The sequence below is a fragment of the Pseudomonas sp. HN11 genome (assembly GCF_021390155.1).
Lineage (GTDB): Bacteria > Pseudomonadota > Gammaproteobacteria > Pseudomonadales > Pseudomonadaceae > Aquipseudomonas.
Window position 1 is genome coordinate 583,903 of record NZ_CP089985.1, and the last position, 15,807, is coordinate 599,709.

The 15,807-nt window shown below is 60.5% G+C and carries 10 protein-coding genes and 1 pseudogene; 6 read left to right on the plus strand and 5 right to left on the minus strand.

What is annotated here, in order from left to right; genetic code table 11:
- Positions 1-20: 20 nt before the first annotated feature.
- The 3 genes from LVW35_RS02630 to LVW35_RS02640 all read left to right on the plus strand — a co-directional run bounded on the left by LVW35_RS02630 (position 21) and on the right by LVW35_RS02640 (position 6,784).
- Positions 21-3,311, plus strand: a complete 3,291-nt coding sequence (locus tag LVW35_RS02630; RefSeq protein WP_233893578.1) for a transglutaminase family protein — start codon at positions 21-23, stop codon at positions 3,309-3,311.
- Positions 3,312-3,407: 96 nt separating this feature from the next.
- Complete coding sequence (locus LVW35_RS02635; protein ID WP_233893579.1) at positions 3,408-5,894, plus strand: circularly permuted type 2 ATP-grasp protein; 2,487 nt, start codon at positions 3,408-3,410, stop codon at positions 5,892-5,894.
- The gene (locus LVW35_RS02640) at positions 5,894-6,784 is read left to right on the plus strand and encodes a transglutaminase family protein (protein WP_233893581.1); all 891 of its coding nucleotides are present in this window, start codon (positions 5,894-5,896) and stop codon (positions 6,782-6,784) included. Before LVW35_RS02635 ends, LVW35_RS02640 begins: the two co-directional genes overlap by 1 nt.
- Positions 6,785-6,830: 46 nt before the next feature.
- Here the strand turns inward: LVW35_RS02640 and LVW35_RS02645 are convergent, their stop codons facing one another.
- On the minus strand, positions 6,831-7,013 hold the full coding sequence (locus tag LVW35_RS02645) for a hypothetical protein (RefSeq protein WP_233893582.1): 183 nt from the start codon (positions 7,011-7,013) through the stop codon (positions 6,831-6,833).
- A gap of 332 nt (positions 7,014-7,345) precedes the next feature.
- On the opposite strand from LVW35_RS02645, the gene azu reads away from it, so the two are divergent.
- Positions 7,346-7,792, plus strand: coding sequence for an azurin (azu, locus tag LVW35_RS02650; RefSeq protein ID WP_233893583.1), 447 nt, complete (start codon positions 7,346-7,348; stop codon positions 7,790-7,792).
- Positions 7,793-7,928: 136 nt separating this feature from the next.
- Here the strand turns inward: azu and nadE are convergent, their stop codons facing one another.
- The 4 genes and pseudogenes from nadE to LVW35_RS02670 all read right to left on the minus strand — a co-directional run bounded on the left by nadE (position 7,929) and on the right by LVW35_RS02670 (position 12,537).
- The gene (nadE, locus tag LVW35_RS02655; protein ID WP_233893584.1) at positions 7,929-8,756 is read right to left on the minus strand and encodes an ammonia-dependent NAD(+) synthetase; all 828 of its coding nucleotides are present in this window, start codon (positions 8,754-8,756) and stop codon (positions 7,929-7,931) included.
- 3 nt (positions 8,757-8,759) lie between these two features.
- Positions 8,760-9,974 carry a nicotinate phosphoribosyltransferase gene (pncB, locus tag LVW35_RS02660; protein ID WP_233893585.1) on the minus strand — a complete coding sequence of 405 codons (1,215 nt, stop codon included), beginning with the start codon at positions 9,972-9,974 and terminating at the stop codon, positions 8,760-8,762.
- Positions 9,975-10,205: 231 nt separating this feature from the next.
- Positions 10,206-11,581 (minus strand): annotated as a pseudogene (locus tag LVW35_RS02665) (IS3 family transposase).
- A gap of 65 nt (positions 11,582-11,646) precedes the next feature.
- Entirely contained in the window at positions 11,647-12,537 is an 891-nt protein-coding gene (locus LVW35_RS02670) for a LysR family transcriptional regulator (RefSeq protein WP_233893586.1), read from the minus strand.
- Between the two features lie 153 nt (positions 12,538-12,690).
- On the opposite strand from LVW35_RS02670, the gene amaB reads away from it, so the two are divergent.
- Together amaB and amaA are read left to right on the plus strand one after the other, a co-directional pair.
- Entirely contained in the window at positions 12,691-14,181 is a 1,491-nt protein-coding gene (gene amaB / locus LVW35_RS02675; protein ID WP_178955045.1) for an L-piperidine-6-carboxylate dehydrogenase, read from the plus strand.
- Between the two features lie 102 nt (positions 14,182-14,283).
- Positions 14,284-15,561 (plus strand): L-pipecolate oxidase, encoded by a 1,278-nt coding sequence (gene amaA / locus LVW35_RS02680; RefSeq protein WP_233893587.1) that lies wholly within the window; start codon positions 14,284-14,286, stop codon positions 15,559-15,561.
- The last annotated feature ends 246 nt before the right edge of the window (positions 15,562-15,807 follow it).

The following is a 15,807-nucleotide window of genomic DNA, read 5'->3' on the forward strand; positions in this document are numbered from 1 at the left end:
CTGGCTCGCAGGAGGCCGCCGTGTCGATTCATGTCGCGTTGCACCACGTTACGCATTACCGCTACGACCGCGCTGTCGAACTCGGCCCACAGATCGTGCGGTTGCGCCCGGCGGCCCATAGCCGCACGCGGATTCTGTCCTACGCGCTGAAAGTGCTGCCTGAGCAACATTTCATCAACTGGCAGCAGGACCCCCAGGGCAATTACCTGGCGCGGTTGGTGTTCCCGGAAAAGACCGATGAACTGCGCATCGAGGTCGACCTGGTCGCCGAGATGGCGGTGTTCAATCCGTTCGACTTTTTCCTCGAGCCCTACGCCGAAAAAATCCCCTTCAACTACGCCGCCGATGAGCAACGCGAGCTGGCGCCGTACCTGGAAACCTTGCCGCTGACGCCGAGGTTTGCCGCGTACCTGGCCGGTATCGACCGCACGCCATTGCCGGCGGTGGATTTCCTGGTGGGTCTCAACCAGCGCCTGGCGGCCGATATCGGCTACCTGATCCGCATGGAGCCGGGTGTGCAAACGCCGGAATTCACCTTGGAAAACGCTTCCGGCTCCTGCCGCGATTCGGCCTGGTTGCTGGTGCAATTACTGCGCAATCTCGGTTTGGCGGCGCGGTTTGTGTCCGGCTACCTGATTCAACTCACCGCCGACGTCAAAGCCCTCGACGGCCCCTCCGGTACCGAAGTGGACTTCACCGACCTGCACGCCTGGTGCGAAGTGTATTTGCCTGGCGCCGGCTGGATCGGGCTGGACGCCACCTCCGGGTTGTTCGCCGGTGAAGGTCATATCCCGTTGGCGTGTAGTCCCGATCCATCATCTGCCGCACCCATCAGTGGGCTGGTGGAGCCCTGCGAGTGTGAATTCACCCACGAAATGTCGGTTGAGCGGATTTGGGAGGCACCACGGGTTACCAAGCCTTACACCGAAGAGCAATGGCTGGCGATCCAAGCTCTGGGGCGGCAGATCGATGGCGATTTACTCAAAGACGACGTACGCCTGACCATGGGCGGCGAGCCGACCTTCGTCTCCATCGATGATCCCGACGGTGCCGAATGGAATACCGCCGCGCTTGGCCCGGACAAGCGCCGGCTGTCCGCCGAGTTGTTCCAACGCATGCGTAAGCACTACGCGCCAAAGGGCCTGGTGCATTTCGGCCAGGGCAAGTGGTACCCCGGCGAGCAACTGCCGCGCTGGTCGCTCAACTGCTACTGGCGCCGCGACGGTGTGCCGATCTGGCACAACAGTGCATTGATCGCCGATGAGCAAGAGGACTATGGCGCGGATGGCGCCCTGGCCGGGCGTTTCCTGGCCAGCGTCGCTGAGCGCCTGAAACTGCCGGCACGCTTTGTGTTCCCGGCCTTTGAAGACAACTTCTACTACCTGTGGCGCGAAGGTGCGCTGCCGCAAAACGTCACCGCCCAAGACCCACGCCTGGGCGACGAACTGGAGCGCGAACGCCTGCGCAAAGTGTTCGCCCAGGGCCTGGATAAAATCATCGGGCAAGTGCTGCCGCTGGCGCGCACGACGGCCAATGACCGCTGGCAAAGCGGGCGCTGGTACCTGCGTGACAACCATTGCCGCCTGGTGCCGGGGGATTCGCCCCTGGGTTATCGTCTGCCACTGGCCTCGCAGCCTTGGGTGACGGCGGCCGAGTACCCGTTTGTGCACCCGACCGACCCTAATCAGGACCAGCCGGATCTGCCGACCACCTCCCAACTGCAAAGCCACGGCGAACCTGCACCCAGCGACGAACGTGTGCCCAAGGTGGACGAGTCTGCCGACTGGCTGACCCGCACCGCGCTGTGCGCCGAAGCGCGGGACGGGCGCCTCTACCTGTTCATGCCGCCCCTTGAGCGTGTCGAGGATTATTTGGAACTGGTGGCCGCCATCGAAGCCACCGCCGAAGAACTGCATTGCCCGGTACTGCTCGAAGGCTATGAGCCTCCAGCGGATACGCGTCTGAGTAACTTGCGCGTCACGCCGGACCCTGGCGTGATCGAGGTCAACGTGCAGCCCTCCGCCAGCTGGGACGAGTTGGTGGAACGCACCGAGTTCCTCTACGAAGAGGCCCGGCAAACCCGCCTGACCACTGAGAAATTCATGATCGACGGGCGCCACACCGGCACCGGTGGTGGTAACCACTTTGTGCTCGGTGGTGCGACCCCCAAGGACTCGCCGTTCCTGCGTCGGCCGGATTTGCTGCGCAGCCTGATCAGCTACTGGCACAACCATCCATCGTTGTCCTACCTGTTTTCCGGCCTGTTCATCGGCCCGACATCCCAGGCGCCACGGGTGGACGAGGCACGCAACGATGCGTTGTACGAGCTGGAAATTGCCTTCGCGCAAATGCCCGAACCCGGTGAAGAATGCCCGCCATGGTTGGTGGACCGCCTGCTGCGCAACCTGCTGATCGACGTGACCGGCAATACCCATCGCGCCGAATTCTGCATCGACAAACTCTACTCGCCCGACGGCGCCACCGGCCGCCTGGGCCTGCTGGAGTTGCGCGCATTTGAAATGCCGCCCCATGCGCGCATGAGCCTGACCCAGCAATTGCTGTTGCGGGCGCTGGTCGCGCGTTTCTGGCGGGAACCCTACGCGCCGCCGAAGCTGGCGCGCTGGGGCACCGAGTTGCACGACCGTTTCCTGTTACCGCATTTCATCGAACAGGACTTTGCCGACGTGATCGTCGAACTCAACGCCGCCGGTTATCCGCTGCGCGCCGAGTGGTTTGCGGCGCACCTCGAATTCCGCTTCCCCAAGATCGGTGACTACGCCGTCAGTGGTATCGAACTGGAACTGCGCCAGGCCCTGGAACCCTGGCATGTACTGGGCGAAGAGGGCGCGGTGGGCGGCACGGTGCGTTATGTGGATTCGTCCCTTGAGCGCCTGCAAGTCAAATTGACCGGGCTGCCACCGCAGCGCTATCTGCTGACCTGCAATGGCATTCCGGTGCCGCTGCAGCCGACAGGACGGGTGGGTGAGTTCGTCGCCGGTGTGCGTTACCGCGCCTGGCAACCGGCCAACTGCCTGCAACCGACCATCGCGGTGCATGCGCCGTTGGTGTTCGACTTGCTGGATACCTGGATGCAACGCTCGCTGGGCGGCTGCCAATACCATGTTGCCCATCCGGGCGGGCGCAATTACGACAGCTTGCCGGTGAATGCCAACGAGGCCGAGAGCCGGCGCATGGCACGGTTTTTCCGGTTGGGGCACAGCCCTGGGAAGCTTCCCGTGCCAGCAGTCGTCATCAACGATGAGTTGCCGATGACCTTGGACTTGCGGCGTTTCCCCAATAAAAATGATTAAACGCCGATCCTAATGTGGGCGCGGGCTTGCTCTCACAAGGGGATTTGCAGTGTTTGTTAGGTTAATCTGAGCCCCCTTGCCTCTGCCGAGCGTTCCATGTCCGACTTGCTCGACCGTTACCCGCTGACCGCGGGCACTTATCACGAATTGCTGGACGACAGCGGCGCGGTACGTGCTCATTGGCGGCGACTGCTCGATCACCTGCAACGCAGCACGCCTGCGCAGTTGGCCCAGCGCCAGGCATTGCTGACCCGGCAGATCCAGGAAAACGGCGTGACTTACAACGTCTACGCCGACCCCAAGGGCGCTGACCGCCCTTGGGAGCTGGACTTGCTGCCCCATGTGCTGGCGGCTGATGAGTGGCAGCACCTGTCGGCCGGTATCGCCCAGCGTGCACGCTTGCTCAATGCCGTGCTGGCGGATCTGTACGGTCCGCAGCGCCTGATCAAGGAAGGCTTGCTGCCGGCTGAGCTGGTATTCGGGCACAACAATTTCCTGTGGCCGTGCCAGGGCATCCACCCGCCGGACGGTGCGTTCCTGCACCTGTATGCCGTGGACCTGGCGCGTACGCCGGATGGCCGCTGGTGGGTCACCGCCGACCGTACCCAGGCGCCGTCCGGTGCCGGTTATGCGCTGGAAAACCGCACCATCGTATCCCGCGCCTTCCCGGATCTTTACCGTGACCTGCAGGTTCAGCACCTCACCGGTTTCTTCCGCACCTTGCAGGAAACCCTGGCCCGTCAGGCGCCCAGTGATGACCAGCCACCGCTGATCGTGCTGCTCACGCCGGGGCGCTTCAACGAAAGCTATTTCGAACATCTCTACCTCGCCCGTCAGCTCGGTTACCCGCTGGTAGAAGGTGGCGACCTCACCGTGCGTGACAGCACCGTGTTCCTGAAAACCTTAAGCGGTCTGCGCCGGGTGCACGCGATCATGCGTCGCCTCGATGATGATTTCTGCGACCCGCTGGAGCTGCGCACCGACTCGGCCCTCGGCGTGCCCGGCCTGCTCGATGCGGTGCGCCAGGGCAATGTACTGGTGGCCAATGCCCTGGGCAGCGGCGTACTGGAATCCCCCGGGTTGCTTGGCTTTCTGCCGAAGATCAACGAATTCCTGTTCGGTGAAGAACTGATCCTGCCATCCATTGCCACCTGGTGGTGCGGTGAAGCGCCGGTACTGGCCGAAGCGCTGGAGAAGCTGCCGGAGTTGCTGATCAAACCCGCATTTGCGTCGCAGAGTTTCGCCCCGGTATTCGGCCGTGACCTGAACGACGAACAACGCCAGGCCCTGGCCGAACGCATGCGCGCGCGGCCTTACGCCTATGTCGCCCAGGAGTTGGCGCAACTGTCCCAGGCGCCGGTGTGGCACATCGTGGATGACCACCTGCAACACCGCGCTATCGGCATGCGCGTGTACGCCGTGGCGAGCGATGAAGGTTATCGCGTGTTACCGGGCGGACTCACTCGAGTGGCCGCCGAGGCCGACGCTGAAGTGGTGTCGATGCAACGTGGCGGCGCCAGCAAGGACACCTGGGTGCTCGGCGAACGCGCCGCCGCTGGCGAACACTGGCGTGCGCAACGGGCGATTGGCGCCCATGACCTGGTGCGCCGCGATCCCTATCTGCCGTCCCGCGTAGTGGAGAATCTGTATTGGTTCGGTCGTTACTGTGAACGCTGCGATGACAGTGCGCGTTGGTTGCGTATCGTGCTCGCGCGTTATGTGGACGGTGATGATCCCTTGGCCTTGCAGGCTGCCGTCGAGCTGGGAGAAAACTTGCGCCTGCTGCCGGAGGAGGGGGAATTGCCCGAGCGTCTGCTCGCCGCCTTGCTCGGTGATGACTGGCCGTCGAGCCTGCGCGCCAACTTGCAACGCTTGCAGTGGGCGGCGTCTCAGGTGCGCGGCAAACTGTCCCGAGAAAACTGGCAGGCCCTGGTGGAACTGCAACGCGAAGCCATGGAGCTGGAAAGCGAGTCACCGGATTTTGGCGAGTTGCTGGATTTCCTCAATCGCTTGGTGATGTCTCTGGCGGCGCTGTCCGGGTTTGCCCTGGACGACATGACCCGCGATGAAGGCTGGCGCTTTTTGATGATGGGCCGGCGCATCGAGCGTCTGCAATTTCTGAGCAGCAGTCTCGCGGCGTTCCTGCGCGGCGTGGCGGTGTTCGATCAGGCCGGGTTGGAGTGGTTGCTGGAATTGGGCAACAGCAGCATCACCTACCGTTCGCGTTACCTGGCGGTGCCGCAGTTGATCCCGGTGCTCGACCTGTTGTTGTTGGATGAGCAGAACCCCCATGCGGTGTTGTTCCAGCTCAAACTGGTGAGCCGCACGCTGCGGCGTCTCAACGATGATTTTGGTGTGCCGCGGGAAACTGGCCTTGGCCTGTTGGTGGAGCGCCTGGCGCGTTTCGACCTGGGTTGCCTGGAGAACCCATTGTTCGGCGAATCCAGCGTGCGTGCCGCGCTGGACGGCCTGGCCGACCTGCTGCAGGCGGTGGCCGATGAGAGTGGGCAAGTGTCGGATCGCCTGGCCTTGCGCCATTTCGCCCATGTGGATGATGTCAGCCAGCAAACGGTGTCGGTGTGATGAGTGCGCGCTACCAGATTTTCCACGATACCCATTACCATTACGACAGCCCGGTGTCCCTGGCCCAGCAGTTGGCACACCTTTGGCCACGGCCGTGCGCCTGGCAGCGCTGCAGCTTGCAGCAACTGGCTATCAGCCCGGAGCCTACGTCGCGCCGCGATGAGCTGGACGTGTTCGGCAACCCCATCACTCGCCTGGCATTCGAACGGCCCCATGATGAATTGCGGGTGAACGCCGGGCTGACCGTGGAAGTGCTGGCGCGGCCCGCGCTGGATTTCCAGCAATCACCCGCTTGGGACCCTACCCGCGGTAGCCTGACCTACAGCGGCCAGGCCATGTCTCCTGAGCTGATTGAAGCTTGCCGCTACCGTTTCGAATCGCCCTATGTGCACCTGAAAAAAACCTTCGTCGAATTCTCCGAAAGCTGCTTTCCCCCTGGTAAACCGCTGTTGCTGGGCGTGCAGGCGCTGATGGAAAAGATTTTCAGCGAATTCACCTTCGACGCCGAAGCGACTCAGGTCGCCACGCCGCTGGTCGAGGTGTTGGAGCGCCGACGCGGTGTGTGCCAGGACTTCGCCCACCTGATGCTCGCCTGCCTGCGCTCGCGAGGCTTGGCGGCGCGCTATATCAGCGGTTACCTGCTCACCCAGCCACCGCCCGGCCAACCCCGGCTGATCGGCGCCGATGCGTCCCACGCGTGGGTCTCGGTGTATTGCCCGGTTTCAGGCTGGGTGGATTTCGATCCGACGAACAATGTGCAGCCGGCACTGGAGCACATCACCCTGGCCTGGGGCCGGGATTTTTCCGATGTGTCGCCGTTGCGAGGGGTGATTCTGGGGGGAGGGAGCCATGACCCTGAGGTGCGGGTGACGGTGATGCCGTTGGAATAGCGGTTGATTGTGCCGAGCCGGACAGGCCGGCTCAGCACAAGGAAATTTATTCAGCCGGATCTTTTGGTGTTTCGGTCTCGTCGCTCGTTTCTTCACCATCGACATCGGTGTTCAGCCCATTGGCCTCTTCTTCTGCAGCGGCTTTCTTGCGTTGCAGTTTTTCCTCTTTCTTCTGCTCCTTGGCCAAGTCTCTCTGACGTTTGGCGAAGGAGTAATTAGGTTTGGCCATGGGCGATCCTCTAGGGTCGAAGGTGAGGGTGGCGGCGCGCAGCTGCCTTGGGACGACATGGTAGCAGCTTCAGGGTGCGCTTGGCCTTCACTTACCGCAGGCGTAGGCGGCCAGCAGGCCGTTGAACAGTTGGTTGAGGTGCATGGCGCGGACTCCGATGGGTGATGCGCCGATCATAGTCAGGTGGTTGTACTTTGGCTGGTAGATTGTGTTGATAAGTCTGATAGCCTAAAGTTGTATACAATCTGTTGATTCAGATCATAAGAATTCCTGCCTGATTCAGGCACCTTTGTCGCACTACGCGTTTTCTAAACCCTGCCTTGGAGATTCACATGTTTGCCAAACTCGTTGCTGTTTCCCTGCTGACTCTGGCGAGCGGCCAGTTGCTTGCTGCAGAGTGCAAGGTCACTGTCGACTCCACCGACCAAATGTCCTTCAACACCAAAGCCATTGAAATCGACAAGAGCTGCAAAACCTTCACCGTTGAGCTGACTCACTCCGGCAACCTGCCGAAAAATGTCATGGGCCACAACTGGGTGCTGACCAGCGCCGCCAACATGCAGCCAGTCGCCACCGATGGCATGGCCGCTGGTATCGACAAGGACTACCTGAAACCAGGTGATGACCGCATCATCGCCCACACCAAGATCATTGGCGCTGGCGAGAAAGACTCGGTGACCTTCGACGTGTCGAAGCTGACCGCCGGGACTGACTATGCGTTCTTCTGCTCGTTCCCAGGCCACATCTCGATGATGAAAGGCACTGTGACCCTGAAGTAACACCGCGTTATCGTTCTTCGCGAGCAAGCCCGCTCCCACACTTGACCGTGTTCCCAGGTTGGAAAACGGTCAAGTGTGGGAGCGGGCTTGCTCGCGAAAGCGGTCTGAAAATCAACACAAACCTACAGGGTTCACCTCACGGCGCAAACGGCATGACCCGCTTGTGCTCGGTCTTGCGATAGGTCTCGCAGATAATTCTGAACGCTTCTTCACGCACCGGCTCACCGTGCAGGAAGGCATCGATCTCGGCATAGGTCACGCCATGGGACGTTTCGTCGGGCTTGCCCGGCGACAGGTCTTCCAGGTCCGCCGTCGGCACTTTCTCCACCAACGACTCCGGCGCGCCAAAGTGCCGCGCAATCGCACGCACCTGATTCTTCACCAGGCCGCTCAACGGCGCCAGGTCGCACGCGCCATCACCGAACTTGGTGAAAAAGCCCATCACCGCTTCCGCCGCATGATCGGTACCGATCACCAGGCCTCCAGCCGCGCCGGCGATGGTGTACTGCGCCACCATGCGCATGCGCGCCTTGGTGTTGCCCAGCACGAAATCGCGGGACACCGCCGCCTTGCCTTCAAACGCCGCCACTTCATTGGCCAGGGCTTTCACCGCCGGGCCGATGTTCACGGTGTGGCGCTCGTCCGGCTCGATAAAATCCACCGACGCCTGGGCGTCGATCTCATCGAACTGGGTTTCGTACGGCAGGCGCACGGCGATAAAACGGTAGGCCTCATCGCCGCTGTTCTCGCGTAGCTCTTTTACTGCACGTTGAGCCAAGAGACCTGCGGTCAGGGAGTCGACGCCACCACTGATGCCCAGCACCAATGCTTTGAGCCCGGAATTGCGCAGGCAGTCCTGGATAAAGGTCACGCGGCGGGCAACCTCGGCCTCAAGGGCGGCCTGGTCGTTGAACGGCGCTTGGACCTTGAGCTGTTCAGCAATCTCACGCTGTACGGCTTGCATGATTCACTCCTTGCTAGAGATGGCAGGTACTTTGAAAACATGACGCAAATAGGCGACGAAATTCGGGTCGGTGCAGTGGGTCTTGCCCGCTTCATCGGAGATCTTCGCGACGGGCTGGCCATTGCAGGCGGTCATTTTAAGCACGATGCTCATGGGTTCCACACCTGGAATGTCGCAGGTCAGGTTGGTGCCGATACCGAAGCTCACATTAATGCGACCACGCAGCGCACGGAATATCTCCAGCGCCTTGGGTAACGACAGGCTGTCGGAGAACACCAACGTCTTGCTCATCGGCTCGATGCCGAGCTTGTGGTAATGGGCGATGGCTTTTTCCGCCCATTGCACCGGATCACCGGAGTCATGGCGCAGACCGTCGAACAGCTTGGCGAAGTACAAGTCGAAGTCGCCCAGGAACGCGTCGGTGGTGATGCAGTCGGTCAGGGCGATGCCCAGCAGGCCACGGTATTCGCGCACCCAGCAATCCAACGCGGCGATCTGGCTGTCGATCAGGCGTGGGCCGAGTTGCTGGTGGGCCATGATCCATTCGTGGGCCATGGTACCCAGCGGTTTCATGTCCAGCTCACGCGCCAGATGCACGTTGCTGGTGCCGACAAAACGGCCGGGGAAGTCGTGCTTGAGCACGCTGACCACTTCTTCCTGCACCCGGTACGAGAAGCGCCGACGCGTACCGAAGTCAGCCACTTGCAGCTCGGACAGCTCGTCGCTGCTGGCGTTGGCGGTCAGCCAGTCGAACTTGCGGTACAGCTGCTCGCGCGCCTGTTCAAGGATCACGGTCTGGTAGCGGTAGCGGTTACGCACTTCGCTGACGATGGCCAGCATCGGCACTTCAAACAGGATCACATGCAGCCACGGCCCGCGCAGGCGGATGAATAATTCGCCGTTCTCGATGCCGGTCTGCACGTAGCGCAGGTTGAAGCGAAACAGTCCGAGGAAGCGCAGAAAGTCAGGCTTCATGAAGCTGATGCATTCCAGAAACCCCAGTTGGTCGGGGCTCAGGTTCAGCTCGGCGAGGCGTTCGATCTGGTAGCGGATCTCCGCCAGGTACGGGCGCAGGTCTTCGCTGTTACGGCAACGGAACTCCCATTCAACTTCCACATTAGGATAGTTGTGCAGCACCGCCTGCATCATGGTCAGCTTGTAGAAGTCGGTGTCGAGCAAGTTCTGCACGATGCGATCGGCAAACACACTCTCGCTCATAACGGGAATCTCCAGACGGGTCGGCGATGGGCGCCGACCTTTACGCACAATTAAGGAAGGGGGCTAGTGGCGCATAGACCTGTGGGGTTTTGCCAGTGATTTTTTGCGCTGGAGCTACCGACGCCTTCGCGAGCAAGCCCGCTCCCACCTTTGGAATGCATTTCAAGTGTGGGAGCGGGCTTGCTCGCGAAGGCGATTTGAAGTGCGCCCCAAAAGTTGGACAGTTGTTGGTTAGGCTACAGCGGACTTGACCCTATAGGCTACAGGGCTCAGTCCGCCAAGCTTCACTTTGATTCGTTTATAGTTGTAGTAATGGATGTACTCATCCAACCCAGCTTGCAACTGTTCCACGTTGTCGAAGTTTTTTCGGTAGTAAAATTCTGACTTCAGTGTGCCGAAAAAACTCTCCATTGTGGCGTTGTCATAACAGTTTCCTCTGCGTGACATGCTTTGCTCCAGCCCCGCCTTTTCCAGTCGCTCTCGGTATTTTGAGTGTCGGTAATGCCAGCCCTGATCCGAGTGCAGCATAGGCTTAGCCCCCTCAGGTAAGCGTTGAAGAGCTTTTTCCAACATCTCGCCCACCAAAGCATATTGGGGGCGCATGGCCATCTGATAGGCCACAATCTCGCCGTTGTACAAATCTAAAACTGGAGATAAGTACATCTTCTTGCCAGCCACTTTGAACTCGGTGACATCAGTTACCCATTTCTGATTCGGTTTCTCAGCCTCGAATTGACGAGCCAGTGTATTGGGCGATACATCTCCCATCGGTCCGTTATACGACCGGTATTTCTTTGGTCGCACGGTGCATTTCAGACCCAGCTCCCCCATCAGCCGACGTACCGTTTTCCCGTTGATCTGTGGTCGTTCTTTACGAAGCTCTAAAGTCATACGACGATAACCAAGACAGCCCATATGCTCATTCTGGAGGTTCTGGATAGCTGCTTTGACCGAGGCAAACCGGTCTGCAACGCCCATCGCTTTGAGTTGGTAGTAGTACGTGCTTCGCGCAAGGCTCACCAGCTTGAGCAACTCACTCAAGGAAAACTCTTGCTTAAGCTCACTGACTAATCGGGCTTTTTCTTCTGTTCTTTCTCCCGCCTCATCACTGCCTCGCCTAACTCCCCAAGCTTTTTTAGGTAGGCGTTCTCCATGCGCAGATACTTGAGCTCATCGAGCAACGTCTTGTGTTCGGGCTCAGGGGCAGTGATTGGGGCAGAAGATTTACGTGGTTTAATGGGTGGCTTAGACATAACGGTACACAGTCCTTTTTTCCCTGACTCCAGGGCTTCAATGCCGCCACTGTAATACTGCTGCTGCCATCTGCCCACCTGAGTGGAGTTACCCAAATTGAAAAGCGCCGCTGCGCGGCGTAAGGAAAGGGAGTCACGCCACATGCGTTGTAGGACGGAGAACTTGAACAAGGCGGAGTAACGTTGGCCGGTGGTGCTCAAACTGGCCTCACCGTGCAATCGATACGCCTCGACCCAGCGACGAAGCAATGTAGGGTCCATTTGAAATTGAGCGGCGATACGGCGAAAGCCTCGGCCTTTCTCAAGGAAAGTGGTAATAGCGGATAGCTTGAACTGCGTCGTGTACTTACTCATGAAAAATACGCCCCAAGAATTGGATGGGTGTCCAACTTCTGGGGCGCACTTCAATTCTCCAGGCGCTAAAGCACCTGCTCCATCATCCACTTCACAAATTCACGCACCTTGGGCACCTCCGCCGAATGTTCGGGGTAGGCCAGGTAATACGCATCCTGGCTCGGCATTGCATGCTGCCAGGGAATGACCAGCTTGCCTTCGGCCAACTCTTCTTCCACCAGAAAGCGCGGCAGCAACGCTACGCCACAGCCCACCTGCGCGGCCCGAATGCACATATAGAAGGTGTCGAAGCGTGGCCCGTGATAGCTGTGCTCGGTGTGGAAGCCCTGGCTGGCAAACCAGTCGTGCCAGCCCTGGGGACGCGAAGCGTTTTGCAGCAGCACCAGGTCGCTCAGTTGCGTGGGATCGGTGAACGGCTGGGCCTGCAGGCTTTCTGGCGCGCACACCGGCACCAACGCTTCGCTGAACAATTTGAGGCTTTCGGTGCCGGGGCGTGAACCCTGGCCGAAGTAGAAGGCCATGTCGGCCTTGCCTTGCAGCAGTTCGTCCGGCTCCTGCTCGTTGCACAGATCCAAGTGGATCTGCGGATGGCGCAGCCGCCAGCCCTTGAGGCGCGGCACCAGCCAGCGCGCGCCGAAGGTGTAGGGCGTGGACACCCGCAGCACTTCGGTTTCGCCGCCATAGGAGCGCAGATAATGGGTGGACATTTCCACTTGCGTGAGGATCTTGCGCACTTCCACCAGGTACAAATCGCCCGCCGGGGTCATCTGCAAGCGCCGGCGCACGCGGCGGAACAGCAGGTGTTGCAGCAATTCTTCCAACTGCGCCACCTGCTTGCTCACTGCGCTCTGCGTGAGGTTCAGCTCCTCGGCAGCGCGGGTGAAGCTCAGGTGGCGGGTGGCGGCTTCGAAGCACTGCAGGGCAGTGATCGAGGGCAAATGTCTTTTGTTCAGCACGGCACGCCTCTTTTTATTCTTTGCATGAGTAAACGGAATGATATCTCGCCTAATCGTCGTTTGTTGGCAAGTCTTGGGCCAGCTACAAATAAGCTCTGGATCGCCGTGTCGATGGCGGCGCGAATTTTCTGTTTGAGATTGAAGGAGTGACCCATGGTTGCCGCATTGCTTGATCGTCTCGGGGTAAACCCGGCGCTGTACCAGTCGGGCAAGCAGCCCGTGCATTCGCCGATTGATGGCAGCCGAATCGGCAGTGTGCATTGGGAAGGTGCCGCCGAGGTGGAGCAACAGGTCAGTCGCGCCGAGCATGCATTCGAAGCCTGGCGCAAAGTGCCGGCACCGCGCCGTGGTGAACTGGTGCGTCAGTTCGGCGACGTGTTGCGCGAATACAAGGCAGACCTGGGCGAGTTGGTGTCCTGGGAAGCCGGCAAGATCACCCAGGAAGGCCTGGGTGAAGTGCAGGAAATGATCGACATCTGCGACTTCGCAGTCGGCCTCTCGCGCCAGCTGTACGGTTTGACCATCGCCTCCGAGCGCCCTGGCCATCATATGCGTGAAACCTGGCATCCGCTGGGCGTGGTGGGCGTGATCAGCGCGTTCAACTTCCCGGTGGCAGTGTGGGCGTGGAACACCACCCTGGCGCTGGTATGCGGCAACGCCGTGATCTGGAAACCCTCTGAAAAGACCCCGCTCACGGCCCTGGCCTGCCAGGCATTGTTCGAGCGTGTGCTGAAGAAATTCGACGGCGCCCCGGAGTACCTGAGCCAAGTGATCATCGGCGGCCGCGACGCCGGCGCCGCATTGGTGGATGATCCGCGCGTCGCCTTGATCAGTGCCACCGGCAGCACGCGTATGGGGCGCGAGGTGGCGCCGAAGGTCGCCGCACGTTTTGCCCGCAGCATCCTCGAGCTGGGCGGCAATAACGCAATGATTCTCGGCCCTAGCGCCGATCTGGACATGGCCGTGCGCGCCATCCTGTTCAGCGCCGTCGGTACCGCCGGGCAACGTTGCACCACCCTGCGGCGCCTGATCGCCCATGAGTCGGTGAAAGAAGAAATCGTCACCCGTCTCAAGGCCGCCTATTCCAAGGTGCGCATCGGCCACCCATTGGAAGGCAACCTGATCGGCCCGCTGATCGACAAGCACGGCTTCGACAACATGCAGGACGCCCTGGAGCAAGCCTTGAGCGAAGGCGGCAAGGTGTTCGGCGGCAAGCGTCAGTTGGAAGACCAATTCCCCAACGCCTATTACGTCTCGCCAGCCATTGTGGAAATGCCCGAGCAAAGCGACGTGGTATGCACCGAGACCTTTGCCCCGATCCTCTATGTGATCGGCTACAACGACTTCAACGAAGCCCTGCGCCTCAACAACGCCGTGCCTCAAGGCCTGTCGTCGTGCATCTTTACCACCGACGTGCGTGAAGCCGAGCAGTTCATGTCGGCGGTGGGCAGCGACTGCGGCATCGCCAACGTCAACATCGGCCCGAGCGGCGCGGAAATCGGCGGCGCGTTTGGCGGCGAGAAAGAAACCGGCGGCGGGCGTGAATCGGGCTCGGATGCGTGGCGCGGGTATATGCGTCGCCAGACCAATACCGTCAATTACTCGCTTGAGCTGCCATTGGCACAAGGCATTACATTCGATTGATTCCAGCCTCAAGTTGCACGCTGCAAGCTCCAAGTTAGAAGCAATCTGGCTTTTAGCTTGCCGCTTGTAGCTTGAAACTTGCCGCTGCTCCCAGGAGCAGATATGCAGACAAAATGTCTATGGGAACACCTGACCCCCAGCCGGCCGGACCGTGCCGCGCTCAAGGGCGAGGTCAAGGTGGATGTGTGCGTGATCGGCGCCGGGATTACGGGGCTGTCGGCGGCCATTCATTTGCTGGAACAAGGTAAAAGCGTCGCGGTGCTGGAGGCTCATCGTACCGGCCATGGTGGTTCTGGACGCAACGTGGGGTTGGTCAACGCCGGCCTGTGGATCCCGCCGGACGAGATCGAAGCCGGTTTCGGCGAAGCGGTGGGCAGCCAGCTCAACCGCATGTTGGGCGCGGCGCCGTCGCTGGTGTTCAGCCTGATCGACAAATACAACATCGATTGTCAACTGCGCCGCGAGGGCACCTTGCACATGGCGCACAACGCCCGCGGCGAGGCGGATTTGCGCAGCCGTGAAGCACAATGGAAACGCCGTGGCGCACCGGTTGAGCTACTCACCGGCCAGGCCTGCGAGCAAGCCACGGGCACCAGGAAAATCGCCGCCGCCTTGCTGGACCGGCGCGCCGGCACGTTGAACCCGATGGCCTACACCAGTGGCTTGGCCAATGCCGCCGCGGGGCTGGGCGGGCAGTTATTCGATCACTCGCCGGTCACTCAGCTTGAGCGCCAAGGTTCGCACTGGTCGGTGCAGACCGCCCAGGGTTCAGTGCAGGCTGCGCAGGTGGTGATCGCCTCCAACGCCTACACCGAGGGCGAATGGACCGCGCTGCGGCGCAATTTTTTCCCCGGTTATTACTACCAGGTTGCGTCGGCCCCGCTGACGGACGATGCTGCCAATCAGATTCTGCCCGGTGGCCAAGGCTCCTGGGACACACGCCAAGTGTTGAGCAGCATCCGCCGCGATGCCGATGGCCGTTTGTTGCTCGGCAGCCTGGGCAACGGCAACCAGAAACCGGCCTGGTTCCTCAAGGCGTGGGCCGATCGGGTGCAGCAACATTACTTCCCGTACCTCAAATCGGTGCAGTGGGATTTCACCTGGACTGGCTGCATCGCCTTTACCCCGGACCACTTGATGCGGTTGTTCGAACCCGCCCCTGGCCTCGTGGCAGTTACGGGATACAACGGCCGTGGCGTGACCACCGGCAGCGTCGTCGGCAAGGCGTTCGCCGACTACTTATGTCACCAGAATCCCCAGGCTTTACCGATTCCTTTCGCCCCCATGCAACCGCTGGCCGGAGTCGCCCTGCGCAGCTGTCTTTATGAAGCTGGATTCTCGCTGTATCACGCGGGGCAATGCCTGAGGATCGTGATCTGATCAGCGAAATAGCGCTCAGAAGCCTGCATTTTCTTAGCAGGCTACTAATCTGTATTGGTGCAAGTCGTAGCAGTCACGCACTGTAAATGTGCAGTTCCGTTACGCCCTCTGTTACAGCGTCAGGATCTGTCGTTTATTGGTTTGGTTGCAGGTGCGACCTGTCGTGGTTGTACTTTTCGGATTCTTTGGTTGCACCTTTAGAGGCTAGAGGGTTGCACGTGCTGGCGAATGGAGGCGAAACACCTG

Excerpts from the sequence above, each read along its gene's own strand:
- LVW35_RS02635 (WP_233893579.1), top strand. The coding sequence starts at position 3,408 with ATGTCCGACTTGCTCGACCGTTACCCGCTGACCGCGGGCACTTATCAC.
- LVW35_RS02640 (WP_233893581.1), top strand. The coding sequence starts at position 5,894 with ATGAGTGCGCGCTACCAGATTTTCCACGATACCCATTACCATTACGAC.
- LVW35_RS02645 (WP_233893582.1), bottom strand. The coding sequence starts at position 7,013 with ATGGCCAAACCTAATTACTCCTTCGCCAAACGTCAGAGAGACTTGGCC.
- azu (WP_233893583.1), top strand. The coding sequence starts at position 7,346 with ATGTTTGCCAAACTCGTTGCTGTTTCCCTGCTGACTCTGGCGAGCGGC.
- nadE (WP_233893584.1), bottom strand. The coding sequence starts at position 8,756 with ATGCAAGCCGTACAGCGTGAGATTGCTGAACAGCTCAAGGTCCAAGCG.
- pncB (WP_233893585.1), bottom strand. The coding sequence starts at position 9,974 with ATGAGCGAGAGTGTGTTTGCCGATCGCATCGTGCAGAACTTGCTCGAC.
- amaB (WP_178955045.1), top strand. The coding sequence starts at position 12,691 with ATGGTTGCCGCATTGCTTGATCGTCTCGGGGTAAACCCGGCGCTGTAC.
- amaA (WP_233893587.1), top strand. The coding sequence starts at position 14,284 with ATGCAGACAAAATGTCTATGGGAACACCTGACCCCCAGCCGGCCGGAC.